Annotated in this window: 17 protein-coding genes and 1 pseudogene; 7 read left to right on the top strand and 11 right to left on the bottom strand. The window is 62.0% G+C overall.

Annotated elements, in window-relative coordinates:
- Positions 1 to 109: 109 nt before the first annotated feature.
- Positions 110 to 988, bottom strand: coding sequence for an AraC family transcriptional regulator (locus tag AACX99_RS07100; RefSeq protein WP_339410536.1), 879 nt, complete (start codon positions 986 to 988; stop codon positions 110 to 112).
- Between the two features lie 216 nt (positions 989 to 1,204).
- Between AACX99_RS07100 and AACX99_RS07095 the strand changes: the two genes are divergently transcribed.
- The 5 genes from AACX99_RS07095 to AACX99_RS07075 all read left to right on the top strand — a co-directional run bounded on the left by AACX99_RS07095 (position 1,205) and on the right by AACX99_RS07075 (position 5,374).
- On the top strand, positions 1,205 to 1,549 hold the full coding sequence (locus AACX99_RS07095) for a metalloregulator ArsR/SmtB family transcription factor (protein ID WP_339410535.1): 345 nt from the start codon (positions 1,205 to 1,207) through the stop codon (positions 1,547 to 1,549).
- A gap of 46 nt (positions 1,550 to 1,595) precedes the next feature.
- Positions 1,596 to 1,922 (top strand): YnfA family protein, encoded by a 327-nt coding sequence (locus AACX99_RS07090; RefSeq protein ID WP_339410534.1) that lies wholly within the window; start codon positions 1,596 to 1,598, stop codon positions 1,920 to 1,922.
- Between the two features lie 24 nt (positions 1,923 to 1,946).
- Positions 1,947 to 2,951 carry an ArsJ-associated glyceraldehyde-3-phosphate dehydrogenase gene (locus tag AACX99_RS07085; protein ID WP_339410533.1) on the top strand — a complete coding sequence of 335 codons (1,005 nt, stop codon included), beginning with the start codon at positions 1,947 to 1,949 and terminating at the stop codon, positions 2,949 to 2,951.
- A gap of 149 nt (positions 2,952 to 3,100) precedes the next feature.
- The gene (arsJ, locus tag AACX99_RS07080; RefSeq protein ID WP_339410531.1) at positions 3,101 to 4,321 is read left to right on the top strand and encodes an organoarsenical effux MFS transporter ArsJ; all 1,221 of its coding nucleotides are present in this window, start codon (positions 3,101 to 3,103) and stop codon (positions 4,319 to 4,321) included.
- Positions 4,322 to 4,468: 147 nt separating this feature from the next.
- The gene (locus AACX99_RS07075; protein ID WP_339410530.1) at positions 4,469 to 5,374 is read left to right on the top strand and encodes a DMT family transporter; all 906 of its coding nucleotides are present in this window, start codon (positions 4,469 to 4,471) and stop codon (positions 5,372 to 5,374) included.
- A 26-nt stretch (positions 5,375 to 5,400) separates the two neighbouring features.
- On the opposite strand, the gene AACX99_RS07070 is transcribed toward AACX99_RS07075, so the two are convergent.
- Together AACX99_RS07070 and AACX99_RS07065 are read right to left on the bottom strand one after the other, a co-directional pair.
- Positions 5,401 to 5,724: a thioredoxin family protein gene (locus tag AACX99_RS07070; RefSeq protein ID WP_339410594.1), complete on the bottom strand. Its 324-nt coding sequence runs from the start codon at positions 5,722 to 5,724 to the stop codon at positions 5,401 to 5,403.
- A gap of 33 nt (positions 5,725 to 5,757) precedes the next feature.
- A complete protein-coding gene (locus AACX99_RS07065; protein WP_339410529.1) occupies positions 5,758 to 6,291 on the bottom strand; it encodes a cupin domain-containing protein in 534 nt (177 codons plus the stop codon).
- A 213-nt stretch (positions 6,292 to 6,504) separates the two neighbouring features.
- On the opposite strand from AACX99_RS07065, the gene AACX99_RS07060 reads away from it, so the two are divergent.
- Complete coding sequence (locus AACX99_RS07060) at positions 6,505 to 7,176, top strand: hypothetical protein (protein ID WP_339410528.1); 672 nt, start codon at positions 6,505 to 6,507, stop codon at positions 7,174 to 7,176.
- Positions 7,177 to 7,254: 78 nt separating this feature from the next.
- On the opposite strand, the gene AACX99_RS07055 is transcribed toward AACX99_RS07060, so the two are convergent.
- The 4 genes and pseudogenes from AACX99_RS07055 to AACX99_RS07045 all read right to left on the bottom strand — a co-directional run bounded on the left by AACX99_RS07055 (position 7,255) and on the right by AACX99_RS07045 (position 12,024).
- Positions 7,255 to 8,415: an AAA family ATPase gene (locus tag AACX99_RS07055; protein ID WP_339410527.1), complete on the bottom strand. Its 1,161-nt coding sequence runs from the start codon at positions 8,413 to 8,415 to the stop codon at positions 7,255 to 7,257.
- A 48-nt stretch (positions 8,416 to 8,463) separates the two neighbouring features.
- Positions 8,464 to 8,574, bottom strand: a pseudogene (locus tag AACX99_RS22155) (hypothetical protein); the annotation flags it as partial.
- A 120-nt stretch (positions 8,575 to 8,694) separates the two neighbouring features.
- Positions 8,695 to 9,477 (bottom strand): outer membrane protein, encoded by a 783-nt coding sequence (locus tag AACX99_RS07050; protein ID WP_339410525.1) that lies wholly within the window; start codon positions 9,475 to 9,477, stop codon positions 8,695 to 8,697.
- A gap of 183 nt (positions 9,478 to 9,660) precedes the next feature.
- Positions 9,661 to 12,024, bottom strand: a complete 2,364-nt coding sequence (locus AACX99_RS07045) for a DNA polymerase II (protein ID WP_339410523.1) — start codon at positions 12,022 to 12,024, stop codon at positions 9,661 to 9,663.
- Between the two features lie 153 nt (positions 12,025 to 12,177).
- On the opposite strand from AACX99_RS07045, the gene AACX99_RS07040 reads away from it, so the two are divergent.
- Entirely contained in the window at positions 12,178 to 14,175 is a 1,998-nt protein-coding gene (locus AACX99_RS07040) for a peptidase U32 family protein (RefSeq protein WP_339410593.1), read from the top strand.
- 121 nt (positions 14,176 to 14,296) lie between these two features.
- On the opposite strand, the gene AACX99_RS07035 is transcribed toward AACX99_RS07040, so the two are convergent.
- The 4 genes from AACX99_RS07035 to AACX99_RS07020 are packed head-to-tail and all read right to left on the bottom strand — an operon-like array spanning position 14,297 to position 16,912.
- Positions 14,297 to 15,154: a DMT family transporter gene (locus AACX99_RS07035; RefSeq protein ID WP_339410522.1), complete on the bottom strand. Its 858-nt coding sequence runs from the start codon at positions 15,152 to 15,154 to the stop codon at positions 14,297 to 14,299.
- A 30-nt stretch (positions 15,155 to 15,184) separates the two neighbouring features.
- Positions 15,185 to 15,574 (bottom strand): hypothetical protein, encoded by a 390-nt coding sequence (locus tag AACX99_RS07030; RefSeq protein ID WP_339410520.1) that lies wholly within the window; start codon positions 15,572 to 15,574, stop codon positions 15,185 to 15,187.
- Positions 15,575 to 15,587: 13 nt separating this feature from the next.
- Positions 15,588 to 16,418: an SDR family oxidoreductase gene (locus AACX99_RS07025; RefSeq protein WP_339410519.1), complete on the bottom strand. Its 831-nt coding sequence runs from the start codon at positions 16,416 to 16,418 to the stop codon at positions 15,588 to 15,590.
- 29 nt (positions 16,419 to 16,447) lie between these two features.
- Positions 16,448 to 16,912 (bottom strand): multidrug transporter, encoded by a 465-nt coding sequence (locus AACX99_RS07020; RefSeq protein ID WP_339410518.1) that lies wholly within the window; start codon positions 16,910 to 16,912, stop codon positions 16,448 to 16,450.
- Positions 16,913 to 17,004: the final 92 nt, after the last annotated feature.

Below are 17,004 nucleotides of genomic sequence, written 5' to 3'. Positions count from 1 at the left end.
TTCTTGCACAGCCTGCTTGGGATTAGCAGGCTGTTTTCAGGCACAAGGGGCGCAAGCTGCGTTGTCTGATAGGCGGGTATGCGGCGGGCTGATGCTGCTTGGCGTGGGCTCAGGGGCGTTGCAGGGCGGCGCGATACTGCCCAGGTGTAGCGCTGAAAGCCTGGCGGAAACGGTTGTTGAAGTGGCTGGCGCTGGCAAAGCCGCAGGCCAGGGCCACTTCAGCCAGTGCTAGGGTGCTGTGCTGCAGCAGCTGCTGACCATGGCGCAGGCGCTGCGCTAGCACATAACGGTGCGGTGGCAGGCCGAAGCTGAGTTGGAACATCCTGGCAAAGTGGTATTCGGAGAGCGCACACAAACTGGCCAGCTGACCCAGGCTGAGCGCTTCACTGAGGTTGGCCTGGATAAACTCGCGCACCCGGCGGCGCTGGCTAGGGGCCAGGCCGCCGGTCAGGCGTAGGCCTTCACGGCGGCCGACCTGGGACAGCAGGGCGTGGTTGATTAGGCCATGGGCCAGGCTGCTGCTGAGCAGGCGTTCGGCCGGCTCAAGCCAATCCAGCTGGCTGAGCTGACGAAAGCGCTGGGCCTGCTGCGGATCGTCGAGAAAGGTGCCCTCGCGCAGCTCCAGTTCCCGTGGCTCACGGTCCAGCAGATTGACGGCCGCCAGGGCGAACTGCTCCTGGCTGATATACAGGTGGGCCAGCTGGATTTCACCGTTGATCACCCATTCCGACTGATGGCCGGCCGGGAGGATGCATAACTTGTCCGGTGCGCCTTTGCTGTGCGGGCTTTCGCGGCGGAAGGTGCCGGTGCCGCCGGCCAGGTAGCAGGACAGGGTGTGATGGCTGGGGGCTTCGTAGTCGCGGGCATCATGGCGGTTGCTCCACACGGCAGCCGCCAGCCCGTCACCCAGTTCGGCGCTGCGGTGCAGGCGGGTGTTGGGCGAGCTGTGCATGCTCTGGAAAACCTGTAGGTGCTCAAGTTGCGACATAAATCCTCCGTCGCTCCATGCTACGCCGGGCTTGCCCGCGTGCCAGCCCCCGCAGGCGGAAAAACGCAAGATTATGCAATCGGGCAGGGCCACCGAACGTCTCACGTTCGCTGAGGCACGCGCCGCTGAGCGCATAGACGCTTGACTGAGTCGGGCTGAATTGAGTTATATGCGATAATTCGTATATTTGAAATTACAGATATTCAGGTGTTAACCATGACTCCTACTGAGTTGTTCAAGGCGCTGGCCGATGAAACCCGTGTGCGCATCACCCAGCAGATCGTGCGCGAGGGTGAATTGTGCGTGTGTGAGCTGACGGCAGCCCTCGAGCAGAGCCAACCGAAAATCTCCCGCCATTTGGCGTTGCTGCGCAGTAGCGGTCTGTTGCAAGACCGTCGCGCCGGGCAGTGGATTTACTACCGTGTGCATCCGCAGTTGCCGGCTTGGGCAGAGCAGACTCTGGCGCAGCTGATGCAAACCGATGATCCGCAAATGGCAGCGGACAATGAGCGCTTGCTCGGTATGCGTAACCGTCCAGGACGCCAATCGCTCTGTGGTTGAACCGGCGTTGTTGTCCATTTCCAGAGATTTCGTGTTTGAGGTGTAGATGCTCAATACCATCGGTTTATTTGCCCTGACGGCCCTCGCCGAAATCATCGGCTGTTACCTGCCGTACCTATGGCTCAAGCAGGGCAAGAGCATCTGGCTGCTAGTGCCGGCCGCCGCCGCGCTGGCGCTGTTCGCCTGGCTGCTGACCCTGCACCCGACCGCCGCCGGGCGGGTGTATGCCGCCTACGGTGGGGTGTATGTGGCGACGGCGATTATCTGGCTATGGCTGGTAGACGGCATTCGTCCGACCCATTGGGACCTGCTGGGCGCCGCTGTTGCCATGCTTGGCATGGCGATCATCATGTTTGCGCCGCGCAATATTTAATCCGTTCAACGAGAGACTCTGTCCATGGCTATCAAGGTAGGTATCAACGGTTTTGGTCGTATCGGTCGTCTGGCGCTGCGCGCCGCCTGGGGCTGGCCGGAGCTGGAGTTTGTGCAGATCAACGACCCGGCCGGCGACGCCGCGACCCACGCCCATCTGCTGAACTTCGACTCGGTGCACGGCCGCTGGCTGCATGAGGCCGGTAGCGATGGCGACTGTGTATTGATCGATGGCAAGCGGATTCAGGTCACGGCCAACAAGGCCATTGCCGATACCGACTGGAGCGGCTGCGATCTGGTAATTGAGGCCAGCGGCAAGATGAAAACCGTCGCCCTGCTGCAAGGCTATCTGGATCAGGGCGTAAAGCGCGTGGTGGTCTGCGCGCCAGTGAAAGAGCAGGGCGCGCTGAATATCGTCATGGGCGTCAACCAGCAGCTGTTCGATCCGGCGCTGCACCGCATCGTCGCGGCGGCGTCCTGTACCACCAACTGCCTGGCCCCGGTGGTCAAGGTGATCCACGAGAACCTCGGCATCCGCCACGGCTCGATCACCACCATCCACGACCTGACCAATACCCAGAGCATCCTCGATACGCCGCACAAGGACCTGCGCCGGGCCCGCGCCAGCGGCATGAGCCTGATCCCCACCAGCACCGGCTCGGCCACGGCTATTGCCGAGATCTTCCCCGAGCTGCGCGGCAAGCTGAATGGCCACGCGGTGCGTGTACCACTGGCCAACGCCTCGCTGACCGACTGCGTGTTTGAGGTGGAGCGCGCGACCACGGCGGAGGAGGTCAACGCACTGCTCAAGGCTGCGGCCGACGGGCCGCTGGCCGGCATTCTCGGTTATGAGGAACGTCCGCTGGTATCCATCGACTACCGCACCGACCCGCGCTCTTCGATCATCGATGCGCTGTCGACCATGGTGGTGGGCGGCACCCAGGTGAAGCTCTACGCCTGGTACGACAACGAATGGGGCTACGCCAACCGCGCGGTTGAACTGGCGCGGATGGTTGGCACCGCCGATTGACCCGTAGGGTGGATGACGCTTTATCCATCCACCAGATAACCAAGGTGGATGAAAAAGGCGTCATCCACCCTACGTCCACGCCGCAGAACCGTAGGATGGGTCGAGCGCAGCGATACCCATCAAGCGCCTCGCACAACAGGATTCCGTCGATGCACGCCTTATCCCGATTGGCTCCCGAAGTGCGCCAGTATCTGCTGGTGACCGGCAACTACTGGGCCTTTACCCTCACCGACGGCGCGTTGCGCATGCTGGTGGTGCTGCATTTCCATAGCCTCGGTTACACGCCGCTGCAGATCGCCGCGCTGTTTCTGTTCTATGAGATTTTCGGTGTGGTGACCAATCTGGTCGGCGGCTACCTGGGCGCGCGGCTGGGGCTGAATCGCACCATGAATATCGGTCTGGGCCTGCAAGTGGCGGCCTTGCTGATGCTCACCGTGCCGTCGGCCTGGCTGACCATTCCCTGGGTGATGGGCGCGCAGGCGCTGTCGGGTATCGCCAAAGACCTGAACAAAATGAGCGCGAAAAGCTCGATCAAGCTGCTGGTGCCGGACAGCCAGCAGGGCACGCTATACCAGTGGGTGGCGATCCTTACCGGCTCGAAAAACGCGCTCAAAGGTGTGGGTTTCTTTATGGGCGGCGCATTGCTGGCGCTGCTCGGCTTCGCCGGCGCGGTGCTGGCCATGGCCGCCGTGCTGGCGCTGATCTGGCTGGCCAGCCTGTTGCTGCTGAAAAAGGATCTGGGCAAGGCGAAAGCCAAGCCGAAGTTTCGCGACATTCTGTCCAAGAGCCGGGCGATCAATATTCTCTCCGCCGCACGCTTGTTCTTATTTGGCGCTCGCGATGTGTGGTTTGTGGTGGCGCTGCCGGTGTATCTGGCCAGCGTGTTTGGCTGGGATTTCTGGATGGTCGGCGGCTTTCTCGCTGCCTGGGTAATTGGCTACGGCATGGTGCAGTCCTTCGCCCCAGCCATCACTGGCAAAGCCAGCGGCCAGTTGCCGGATGGCCGTGCGGCATTCGCCTGGGCCGCCGTGCTGGCCGGTTTGCCCGCCGCAATTGCCCTGGGGCTGAACAGTGATTTGCCGGCGCAATGGGTCTTGCTCGGTGGGCTGATGCTGTTCGGCGCGCTGTTTGCGGTGAACTCCTCGCTGCACAGCTACCTGATCGTCAGCTACGCCAAGGAAGACGGCGTGTCGCTGGATGTCGGCTTCTATTACATGTCTAACGCCCTCGGCCGGCTGATCGGCACGCTGCTGTCTGGCTGGGTGTATCAGGCTTATGGCCTTGAGGCGTGCCTGTGGGTGTCCTCGGTGTTTGTCCTGCTGGCGGCGTTGATTTCTATTGGACTGCCCAGGCATCGGGCGGCGGATTAAAAATTGCCGGGAGCAATTTTTAACGTCGCGTAGCGACGGCCCGTAGGGTGGCCGCCAGGGATGGCAGGCCATAAAAAGCGCAAGTTTGTGCAAGAGCGCCAAGGCTGATCGGGCGCAAACTCCCAACCATCTAAAGGGAGTCTGTTGATGAACCTGTCGCTTTATCTGTTGACCGTACTGATCTGGGGCACCACCTGGATTGCCCTCAAACTGCAGCTGGGCGAGGTGGCGATTGCCGCGTCGATTGCCTATCGCTTCGCCCTGGCTGCCGCTGTGCTGTTCGCTATCCTGCTGCTTAGCGGTCGCCTGCAGAAGCTCGACACACGCGGTCAGCTGATCTGCCTGGTGCAGGGCTTGTGTCTGTTCTGTCTGAATTTTATGTGCTTCTACACCGCCAGCCAGTGGATCCCCAGCGGCCTGGTGGCGGTGATTTTTTCTACCGCGACACTGTGGAATGCGATCAACGCGCGGCTGTTCTTCAAGCAGAAGATCGCCGTCAATGTGCTGGCTGGGGGCGCGCTGGGCCTAGGCGGCCTGGCGTTGTTGTTCTGGCCGGAGCTGGCCGGGCAGGAAGCCAGCCATGAAACCCTCCTGGGTATCGGCCTGGCGCTGGTCGGCACCCTGTGTTTCTCCGCTGGGAATATACTCTCCAGCCTGCAGCAAAAGGCCGGGCTCAAGCCGCTGACCACCAATGCCTGGGGCATGCTGTATGGCGCGCTGATGCTGGTGGCGATCTGTCTGGTCAGCGGCACGCCGTTCGGCTTTGAGTGGAATACCCGTTACGTCGGCACTCTGCTGTACCTGGCGATTCCCGGCTCGGTGATCGGCTTTACCGCTTACCTGACCCTGGTCGGACGCATGGGCCCGGAGCGCGCGGCCTACTGCACCGTGCTGTTCCCGGTGGTGGCGCTGAATATCTCGGTGTTTGCCGAGGGCTATCAATGGACGGCTCCGGCGTTGTTCGGCCTGGTGCTGGTGATGCTCGGTAACGTGCTGGTGTTCCGTAAACCTAAGGCGTTGCCGACAACGGTTGCACTGGCCGCAAAGGGTTAACGCGACCGCTGCCATGCAGGTCTGGATTAAGGCGTGGTGAGCGTCAGAAAGGCCTGCTCGATCTGGCCGACACTGGTGGGCCGGACCAGGCGCGCGACTTCCTGGCCGTCGTGAAAGAAGATCAGCGTTGGCCACAATTTGACCTTGAACGAGCGACCGAGACGACGGCCGCTGCCATCCTCGATTTTAAGGTGGCGTACCTGTGGATGGCCGGCGAATACCTCGGCGAGCAAGGGTTGCGCCGCTTGGCAATGGCCGCACCAAGGTGTGCCGAACTCAATCAGGGTGGGTCCGGGCAGCGCGTCGAGTGCATCCCGGGTGGGTTCGTTGGCAAGGTACTCAGTGTTCATGCTCATGGCGACCTCCTGGTTAACGGTATTCGCTCAAGGTTTTACGCCCCACGCATGGGCGAGGGCGCCCTGGTCGCCATACAGCGGATCGGTTTGCGGCATTGCCACTCGGGCGATGCGCTCCAGCGAGGCGTCGAGGTTGCTGGCGTCGGCGCGCTGAATATCGTACTGCTCCTGGCCCGCGGGGTACGCACCCACTACCAGAAAGTCGGCACTTTGTTCGATACGACAATGCCCGGTGCCGGCCGGCAGAATCACCAGATCACCGGCCTGCAGGTGTACCGCCTGGCCTTGTTCGCCACCTAGCATAACCTCGGCGCTACCCGCTGCGACGCCCAGTGCTTCATGGGCGTTGGAATGGTAGTGGTGATAATCGAAGATGCCGTCGCGCCATTGTGGCGGCCATTGATTGGCCTCGAAGGCTCGCTCGAACGCGGCTGTCAGATCGCCATTGAGGTCGACCTGACGATAGATCAGCACCGGCAGCGGGCTATTGGGAATCACGCCATCGCTGTCGAATAACAATTGTTGTGGCTGTTTTGTTTGCAATGTAGCGGGTCTGCTCATGGGGCTTTCTCTGGAGTGACTTGTCGGCTGCTGGTTCGCTGGCCGCAGTTCGGTCCTTAACGTTCGGAAAAGAAGCGACTGGACAAAGTTCCTCCGAGATGGCGAACCCATGCATCGGGACGCCAGACTTGTGACCAGCCGATTTGCTGAACGCGCATGCGATGCCGGTGGTCCACCACTAGGCAAGCCCACAAACCTCTTGGAGAAACCGAGATGAGAAAACTCAAATTCCCGATGCTGGTTTTGGCGATACTGGTTTCCCAGGCCGCATTGGCAGACGACGGCGGCATGACCCTCGAGCAGCAGCGTGACCAAATCGGCGACAACATGGTGCGCGAGCGCAATGGTCTACCCGCAGTCGACAACACTGTGAACGGCCAGGCAACCCAACAGCAGAACAGTAACCAGCAGCAGAACAATGCCCCGGGTGTGAATAACAACGCCCAGCAACCGGGGGCAGTAAACAACCCGAGCAATACCCCGGGTGCTCCTGTACCCGGCACAGGTCAGCCGACCACTGCACCAGGCACACCGGCCGCAGGGCAGGGTCAATCGACCACTGCGCCGGGTACGCCGACCACTGGACAGGGCCAATCGACTACTGCGCCGGGTACGCCGACCACTGGACAGGGTCAATCGACTACTGCGCCGGGTACGCCGACCACTGGACAGGGCCAATCGACTACTGCGCCAGGTACGCCAACCACCGGACAAGGCCAGTCGACTACCGCACCCGGTAATTCAACCGGCACTAATACGGGTGAAAACAGCTCTCAGGGAGGGGCATCTGGTGACGCTGCCGGTAGCAGCGGTACGTCCAATACAGGTGGCAATCGGGGCGCTGCTGGCGGCTCAACAGGCGGTGCGGTGGGTGGTGGTAACTAAGCGTTTTCAACAGGGCAAGTCAGTGCGTCATGGCGTGGTTAGCGTCCGCAATCTTCTGCACGCGCGGGCCAGCCAGGGTTAACTCGGCCACTTCCAGGCTGGTTCATCGAGCATGCCCTGACCCTGGATCACGGTTTGCCCTAGCAGTTTTTCCAGGACGATGGCGTTGCATTCGGGGTGCTGTTCCAGGGTGGCGATCAGCCGGCTGGCGTGGGACACCACCCAGACCTGGGTGTGCTGCGAGGCGGCGATGATCAGTCGGCCGAGGGCTGGCAGCAGGTCGGGGTGCAGGCTGGTTTCCGGCTCGTTCAGCACCATCAGCGAGGGTGGCCTTGGGGTGAGCAGGGCGGCGACCAGCAGCAGATAACGTAGGGTGCCATCCGACAGTTCGCTGGCTGATAAGGGCCGCAGCAATCCGTCTTGTTGCAACTCCACGGCAAAGCGTCCTCCAGCCTGTATATCGATGCGTAACCGTGCGCCGGGGAAGGCGTCACTGATTGCCGCATCCAGCGCAGCCGGGTCACCGATTTCGCGAATGGTCTGCAACGCTGCCGCCAGGTCGCGACCGTCGTGGTGCAGTACCGGTGTGCGGGTGCCCAGTTGCGGGAGGCGTGCCGGGGCTTCGGCGTCGCTGCGAAAGTGATCGTAGAAGCGCCAGCGGCGGATATGTTCGCGCAGCTGAAACACTTCCGGGCAGGCCGGGTCATTGCCGATCTGATCGAACAGACTATCGAAGAGCGGCAGGTGCTGGGCCATGACCTGCCAGCTGCGTTCTTCGCGCCTGCGTACCATCGGCCCAGCGCGATCCACCAGCAGCGAGGCGGGGCGATAGCTGGCCCCGGCCCAAATGCATTCGCGCTTGATCTGCGGGTCAAGGGCAAAGGCGGACAGGCTCGGTTCCGGCAATCCGAGGGAAATGGCATAGCTGAAATCATCGCCAGCGAAACCCAGGCGCAGACGCTTGGCCTCCTTGCGCGGGCCGCCTTGCACCGGCACCTCGCCGCTGAGCATGCGTCTGCTGATGGTTTCCGGTCCGGCCCAGAAAGTGGAGTCCAGCCCGCCCTCACGGGCCAGGGCATTGACCACGCCGCCCTGGGCGGTTTCCGCCAGCAGACGCAGGGCGCGATAGAGGTTCGACTTGCCGCTGCCGTTGGCCCCGGTCACCAGATTGAGCCTGCCCAATGGCAGCACCAGGGTGTTGATTGAGCGGTAGTTGGCGACGGCGAGGGTGTGCAGCATGCGATGTCGTCCTGACAGTTGAAGGGGGATTTTAGGTACGCAGCAGGCCTAGAACAAACCCAACTGCCCACCAATCAAGGTCGCGAAGTCGTCATCGACAAACGGCAGGATGGCATCGGCCACCGGCTGTAACTGCCGGGTCAGGTAGTGGTCGTAGTTGGCACCAGTTATAGCAGGACTTTGTGTTGCAGCTCGGCGGCAAAACGGCTGCATAAAAAGGGGCAGAGTTTAGATTTTAAAGCCCCGCACGTGCGGGGCTTATTGCTGCTGAGCGTAATCTTAGAAGCGATAGGCCATGCCCAAGCTAACAGTCTGGGTCTTGAACTCAGCCGAGCCTTTTATGCTGTTACTAACGATAGAGGAAGCCGGGTGAGCGATCACAGTATCAGTGCTCACTTTGCCGAAGTCGGCGTACAGGTATTCACCGCGAATGGTCCAGCTGTTACTTAAGGCGTATTCACCACCTAGGCCGAGCACCCAGCCCCACTTGGTGTCAGTGGTTGAGTCCCGTCCACTTGCTCCGCCTCCGAAGGTGGTATCCGAAAACGCAGTGTCCAGGCGGATTTGGCTCACGGCAGCGCCGCCAGTCACATAGGCCAACCAGCGATCCTCTGCCCAGCCCAGTCGGGCGCGCAGGGTTGCTTGCCAATCGGCCTCAACGGATTGCGTGTAACTGAACCGTGCTGATGGAACCACAATGTAGGGTTCCCCAGAGGTACGAGACTCATCGAAGCTAAGGCTATTAGCGCTGCCCTCGACGCCAACATACAGCTTGCCAAACTGCTTCCCATAGCCGGCAAACAACCCACCAGAAAGATTCCACTGCGACAACTGCCCATCCGCTGCATCTTCAACTTGTGGCTCGGAAGGAGGTTGGAAATAGGAGGTAGGGAAGCCCGAGCTGGTAGAGGCCCGGGTGTCGGTCGAACCTTCAGCGCTCCCCAGGCTGCCCCCGAAGTAGACCCCCGACCAATCGCGAGTAAGCGGCGTCTGTGCGTAGGCCGTACTCATCAGGTTAACCACGCCGAACAAGCCAGCGAGGGCAATGTGTGAGTTGCGCATGGTGATTTTTCCCTCATTGTTCTTAGAGGACCCAGTCAGTAGGTCGGCATTGAGAATATACATTTATGCGGACAGGCCGCCAGAACAGCGGGCCCGATATTTCGTTAGAAGCGCTAAGCCAGTTTTTCGCCTCAGGATTGTCGTGTTGCGATCACTGCGGCGATACCCGGGCTATTGACATACTCAGAACAACCCCAACTGACCACCAATCAAGGTGACAAAGTCATCATCGACAAACGGCAGGATGGCGTCGGCCACCGGCTGTAATTGGCGGGTCAGGTAGTGGTCGTAGTCGATGGCGGCGTTGCGCGCTTCCAGCGGTTGTGGGCCGGCGGTGGTGATCACGTAACTGATCCAGCCGCCGCGTTGGTATTGCAGCGGCCGGCCGTGCGCCGCGTTGTATTCGTCGGCCAGGCGTGCGGCGCGCACATGCGGCGGTACGTTGCGCTCGTAGTCTGTGAGTGTGCGACGCAGGCGCTTGCGGTAGACCAGCAGCTCATCCAGCTCGCCATTCAGGGTGCGTTCGACATAGTCGCGGATATAACCCTGGTAGGGCTGGTTGAGGAAGATGCGCTCATATAGCTCGCGCTGAAACTGCTGAGCCAGCGGCGACCAGTCGCTGCGTACGGTTTCCAGGCCTTTGTAGACCATCTCGTGGCTGCCGTCGGCGCGGCTGATCATCCCTGCATAGCGCTTTTTGCTGCCTTCTTCGGCGCCGCGAATAGTCGGCATCAGAAAGCGGCTGTAGTGGGTTTCGTATTGCAGTTCCAGGGCGCTGCTCAGACCGTATTCGCTCTGTAGATGTTCAGCCCACCAGGCATTGACCTTGGCCACCAGAGCGCGGCCAATCTGCGCTGCATCGGCTTCGTCATGCAGGCGTTGCAGCCAGACGAAGGTGGAGTCGGTGTCGCCATAGATCACCGCGTAGCCTTCGGCCTCGATCAGCGCGCGGGTGCGGGCCATGATCTCGTGGCCGCGCAGGGTGATGGAGGAGGCCAGGCGCGTGTCGAAGAAGCGGCAGCCGCTGGAACCGAGCACGCCGTAGAAGGCGTTCATGATGATCTTCAACGCTTGTGACAGCGGCGCGTTGTGCTCGCGTTTGGCGGCTTCGCGGCCCTGCCACACGCGCTCGACAATCGCTGGCAGGCAATGCTCGCTGCGCGAGAAGCGTGCGCCGCGAAAGCCCGGCACCGAGTGGACGTCATCCGGCTGGCGCAGGCCTTCGATCAGCCCCACCGGGTCGATCAGAAAGCTGCGAATAATCGACGGATACAGGCTCTTGTAGTCGAGCACCAGTACCGACTCGTATAGTCCTGGCTGCGAGTCCATGACAAAACCGCCGGGGCTGGCCTGCGGCGGGTTGTCACCGAGGTTCGGCGCAACAAAACCACGACGGTGCATCAGCGGCATATACAGATGCTCGAAGGCCGCCACCGAGCCGCCGTTACGGTCGGCGGGCAGGCCGGTGACCGTGGCGCGTTCGAGGAGGAAGTCGAGGATCGCCGTCTTGCCGAAGATCCGCGTGACCAGCTCGCAGTCGCGCAGGTTGTAGCGTGCCAGGGCGGGTTTGTCCTCGCGGAACATGCGGTCGATTTCGTCCATGCGTTGGTAGGGCGTGGAGATGTCTTTGCCCTCGCCGAGCAGGGTTTGCGCGACGTTTTCCAGGCTGAACGAGGGGAAGCTCCAGGTCGCCGAGCGCAGTGTTTCGATGGCATCAATAATCAGCCGGCCCGCTGCATCGGCGAAGAAGTGGCCGTTGCCGCTGCCATGCTCGCGCCACTGCATCTCACTGCCATCGCGGCCCAGACGCAGCGGGATGGCCAGGCGACGGGCGTGTTCGTGCAGCACGCGCAGGTCGAACTGCACCAGGTTCCAGCCGATGATCGCGTCCGGGTCGTGCTGCGCCATCCAGTGGTTGAGGCGGTCGAGCAACTGCTCACGGCTGACGCAGTACTCCAGCTGAAAATCCACCGCTGGCGGCTGTTCGGGCGCGCGTCCGAGCATATACACGTTGCGCTGGCCGCAACCTTCGATGGCGATGGAGTACAGCTCGCCGAAGGCATTGGTTTCGATATCCAGCGAGGCCAGCTTGAGGGTGGGGCGGTAGTCGCTACAGGGTTTGATCTGCGCGTCCAGCAGCAGGCCGTTCGCATCGGGCGTGCCGGCGAACAGCACCGGTGCGGTGATAAAGCGCTCCATCAGGTAGCGCTCGGGCGGGCGCACATCGGCCTCGTACACCGTCACGCCAGCGCGGCGTAGGCGTTTGTCGAGGTCAATCAACTGGCGATGCTGCTGGCAATACAGCCCCAGCACCGGGCGCTGCTGAAAGTCCTTGAGCGCCAGCGGGCGCAGCTCAGCGCCGCTTTCGTTGGCCAGTAGCGCCTCGGCCTGTGTGCGCTGCTCGGCCGGGATAAACGCCACCGAGGGTTGCAGCGGCAAGCGGATATGTCGCGGGCCGTGGTCGGTGGCCAGCCAGAACTCCACCTGCGTCCCGGCCGGCGTGTCACGCCAGTGGCGGGTGAGGATAAAGCCCTGTTGTAGATCCACCGTGTTGTTCTCAGGTCGTGTTGAGCGGGCAATTCTACGCGGGCTTTTGTCTGTATGCCTATACAGTGTTGGGGCGACTGCTCAGCGGCCACATATAAAATCTGCTTTAGGGGTAAAATGCTCGGCTTGATTGACTGCCTCGATGCCCACGCCATGTCCCTGCCCAAGCACCACCTCGAACTGCTCAGCCCTGCGCGCGATACCGCCATTGCCAAGGAAGCCATCCTGCATGGGGCCGACGCGGTGTACATCGGTGGCCCCGGCTTTGGCGCGCGGCACAATGCCAGCAACAGCGTGGCGGACATTGCCGATCTGGTGCAGTTTGCCCACCTGTTCCATGCGCGGGTGTTTGTCACCCTCAACACCATCCTGCATGAGGATGAGCTGGAACCGGCGCGGCAGATGATCTGGCAGCTCTACGAGGCCGGCATCGATGCGCTGATCGTGCAGGACATGGGCGTGATGGAGATGGACCTGCCGCCTATCGAGATTCACGCCAGCACCCAGTGCGATATCCGCACCCTGGAGAAAGCCCGTTTCCTCGACAAAGCTGGCTTCTCCCAGCTGGTGTTGGCCCGTGAGCTGAACCTGCAAGAGATCAGCAACATCTGCAAGAACGTCGATTCGGCGGTCGAGTTCTTTATCCACGGCGCGTTGTGCGTGGCGTTCTCCGGGCAGTGCAATATCTCCCACGCGCAGAACGGGCGCAGCGCCAACCGGGGCGATTGCTCGCAGGCCTGCCGCCTGCCGTACACTTTGAAAGATGATCAGGGCCGCGTGGTGGCCTTTGATAAGCACCTGTTGTCGATGAAGGACAACAACCAGACCGACAACTTGATTCATCTGGTCGATGCCGGCGTGCGCTCGTTCAAGATCGAAGGGCGCTACAAGGACATGAGCTACGTGAAGAACATCACCGCGCACTACCGCCGCGAGCTCGACGCCATTCTCGAACAGCGCCCGCACCTGGCCCGCGCGGCCAGCGGTCGCACCGAGCACTTCTTTACCCCGGATACCGACAAAACCTTCCACCGTGGTAGCACCGACTACTTTGTGACGGATCGCAAAGTGGATATCGGCGCGTTCGATTCGCCGACCTTCACCGGGTTGTCGGTGGGCTACGTTGAGAAAGTCGGCAAGCGTGACCTGATTGCCGTCACCGACACGCCGCTGTCCAACGGCGATGGTCTGAACGTGCTGATCAAGCGCGAAGTGGTGGGCTTTCGCAGCAACATCTGCGAGCTGAAAGGCGAGTTTGAAGAAGACGGCGAGAAGCGCTACCGCTACCGCGTCGAGCCCAACGAAATGCCCGAGGCCATGCAGCGCGTGCGTCCGCAGCACCCGCTCAATCGCAACCTTGATCACAACTGGCAACAGGCCCTGCAGAAAACCTCGGCCGAGCGCCGTGTCGCGGTTAGCTGGCAAGTGGCATTGCAGGGTGATCAGTTGCAGCTGAGTGTCACCAGCGAAGAGGGCGTGGTGGCTAATGTCAGCCTGCCTGGGCCGTTCGCCTCCGCCAAGGATGCCGAGCAGTCCCGTGAGCAACTGGCTGACACCCTGAGCAAGCTGGGTACCACGATGTACTACAGCACCGGCGTGCAGATCGACTGCGAGGCCGTGCCGTTTATCCCCGGCTCGCAGCTCAAGGCCCTGCGCCGCGAGGCCATTGAGGCGCTGACCCAGGCGCGCGTTGCGGTACATCCACGTGGCGGGCGCAAGCCGGTCAGCGTGCCGGCGCCGGTGTACCCGGAGTCGCACCTGACGTTCCTGGCCAACGTTTACAACGACAAGGCTCGCACTTTCTACAAGCGTTACGGCGTGCAACTGATCGACGCGGCCTACGAGGCCCACGAAGAGGCGGGCGAAGTGCCGGTGATGATCACCAAGCACTGCCTGCGCTTCTCCTTCAACCTGTGCCCGAAACAGGCGAAGGGCGTCACTGGCGTGCGCACCAAAGTGTCGGACATGCAGCTGATCCATCAGGACGAAGTGCTGACCCTGAAATTCGACTGCAAACCGTGCGAGATGCACATCATCGGCAAGATGAAAGGCCATATCCTCCATCAGCCACAGCCGGGCAGCGCCCAGACTCAGAGCGGCGCGGTGGGCTATATCACCCCGGAAGATTTGCTGAAGACCATCAAACGCTAGGCTGGAGTGGCACTCGTAGGATGGGGCGGGCCGCGCAGGTGGAGCGCGGTGATAGCCGCCAAGGTCCTTACCCGGGCGGCTGACGGTTTGATCGCGTGATTGTCGATGGGTATCGCGTTGCTCAACCCATCCTACGGGCTCCGTGCCCTGTCAGAATCACCAGTGCGATGCCGCCGAGTATGGCCAGGGAGGCCAGCAGCATACGCAGGCTGAGTGGTTCGGCGAGCAGCACCACACCGCCCAGGGCGGCGATTACCGGTACGCTGAGTTGCACGCTGGCGGCGGTGCTGGCTTTTAAGGCCGGCAATGCGCTGTACCAGACGGCATAGCCCAGCCCGGAGGCCAGTGCGCCCGAGGCGATGGCGTAGCCAATTCCGGCCCAGTGCTGCAGCGAGATATCACCGAGCATCACGACGCTCAGAAACAAGGCAATAGGCACCGCTCGAAGGAAATTGCCGGCGGTGACTTGCAGCGGATCGCCTGCACCTTTGCCACGCAGCGAGTAGATGCCCCAGGCTATCCCCGCGCCCAGCATCAGTGCCGAGGCCAGTGGCGGCGGGGCCGAGATGCCTGGCAGGAGCAGGCCGACAAGCCCACCAATCGCCAGCAACAAGCCGCCGAGCTGAGGTAGCCGCAGGCGTTCGCCGCGGTACAGGCCGTAACCGATCATGGTGCTTTGCACCGCACCGAACAGCAGCAGGGCGCCAGTGGCCGTCGACAGTTCGAGGTAGGCGAAGGAAAAGCCGGCGGCATAGGCAAACAGGGCCAGCGCCGATAGCCAGTTGCCTTTGCCAATCGCGCTGCCGGCGCGGATGCGTACGATCAGCCAGAGCACTGCGGCTCCGGCAATCAGACGAATGCTGGTAAAGCTCGCGGCATCAATGCTGCCGTCGGCGAGCGCTGCTCGACACAGCAGGGAGTTGGCGGCGAAGGCGATCAACGCGAGTGCCGTCATGCTGACAAGGCGGGTGACCGACATGGGTGTTCCTGTTTTGGGGCGTTTGCGCAGTTATTCACTGCGTTTGGCAAAACCCTTAGTGAGAAATAGCCAGGCCATTAGCGGATAACAAAAGTAGTGCAGGCCAAAGATCAGCAGTCCCATGGGGCTCGGGTTGTCCTGCAGCGCCATCATCGCCAATAAACCCAGATACAGCAGGGCCAGTATGCCGCCGTAGAGGGCGAGCAGACGGCGGCGTTCGCCTTGCAGGGGCGCGCGGCGGTTGCGCCAGGAGAACCACAGGGTCATGCCGGCGGCCACCAATGCGGCGATCAACACCGTGCTAAACAGCCCGCCGAGTTTGACGAAGGTGCGCAGCAGCAGGTTAAGCACGATAACCGCCACCACGCCGCCAAGGGCCAGGCGGGTAACCGCGACGCTGTTGGGGCTTGGCTCGCGCATAAGGCGTGTGCTCCTAAAGGCTGCGGTTTAGGCCGAAGCGTTTCTTCAGCACGGCTTCGAGCAGACGCTTGGGCACCAGGGCGGCGAGCAACGGCATGCTACGGCTGCCATTGCCCAGACGGATCAGGTTAGGGCGGGATTTGCTTTGCACGGCGGCGAGCAGGTTGCGGGCAAAGTGGCTGGTGGGGGTGGGGTTGTCTTGTGAGGCGTTGGCGCGGGCGCGGATGCCGTCGCGGATCGGCCACCAGGGCGAGGCTTCGTCGATCAGCCGTTCGGCCTGCTGGCTGGCGTTGGTCCCGAAGCTGGAGGCGATCGCGCCGGGCTGCACTTCCATCACCTCGATCGAGAAGGGGGCCAGCTCCAGGCGCAGGGCATCGGAGAGGGCGTGTACCGCGGCCTTGGAGGCGCAGTAGGCCCCGGCGAAGGGAGTCACCAGCACGCCGGAGACGCTGCCGATATTCACCACCAGGCCCTTGTTTTGGCGTAGCAGGGGGAACAGCGCGCGGGTCACGCCGATCAGCGCGAACACGTTGGTCTCGAACTGCTTGCGCATGGCCTCGACGCCGCCATCGAGCAGCGGGCCCATGGCCCCGTAGCCGGCGTTGTTGATCAGCACGTCGAGACCGCCGATCTCGGCTTTAAGGCGCTCTGCCAGTTGACCCAGCCCGAGGCCGTCATTGACATCCAGCTGGATAGCGTGGAACCCGGCTTCGCTCAGGGCTGCCAGGTCTTCGGCCTTACGCGCGGTGGCCCACACCTGATAACCGGCGTGCTGGAACACCTCGGCCAGGGCGCGGCCAATGCCGCTGGAACATCCGGTGATCAATACGTTGGGTTGGCGCATGCACCGCTCCTTATGGTTGTTATGCGGGCTTAATGGGCAAAGCTGCCTTGCAGGCGCTCGGCGCGAAACTCCAGGGTGCTGGAACGGTAGCCGCTGCGTAGCGTTGGCAGCGGCAGGCAGGTTTGCCAGTCGGCGCCGGGTTGCAAATCGCCGGGGCCGCTGTAGCGTGGTGTTTCATATAAACGCTCGGCCAGATTAATGCGGTCGCCGGGACGGTATGCGGCGATCTGCCATTGCAGCTTAAGCAGTGCGGCTTCGCTGTCGTTCTTCAAATTCAGGGCTAGCGGGCGATCCGCCGGGCAGCGCTCGGGGGCGTAATCAAGGCGTAATTCGAGGTGGGCCAGATGGCGGTTTTCGCGGCTTTCCTGCCACAGCACCCAGCTGGCGACCAGGCCCAGGCCGATCAGCGCGCCGAGAGAAATCGGCAGTGCCTTGCTCGGGTAGCGGATTAGCAGGATCAACCAGCTTAGTACCAGGATTGCGCCGAATAGCATGGGAGTAGATGGCCTTGGTCGATAAACAGACGTTCATCCTACACAAGGCCGGGCGGCTGGGTACATGCTTTGGCCCGCCAGCCCCTGTGCAG

This window comes from Pseudomonas sp. EA_35y_Pfl2_R5 (assembly GCF_963970805.1).
Classification (GTDB): domain Bacteria; phylum Pseudomonadota; class Gammaproteobacteria; order Pseudomonadales; family Pseudomonadaceae; genus Aquipseudomonas.
The sequence above is the reverse complement of the archived record's forward strand: the minus strand, read 5'-3'. Positions and strand labels throughout refer to the sequence as shown.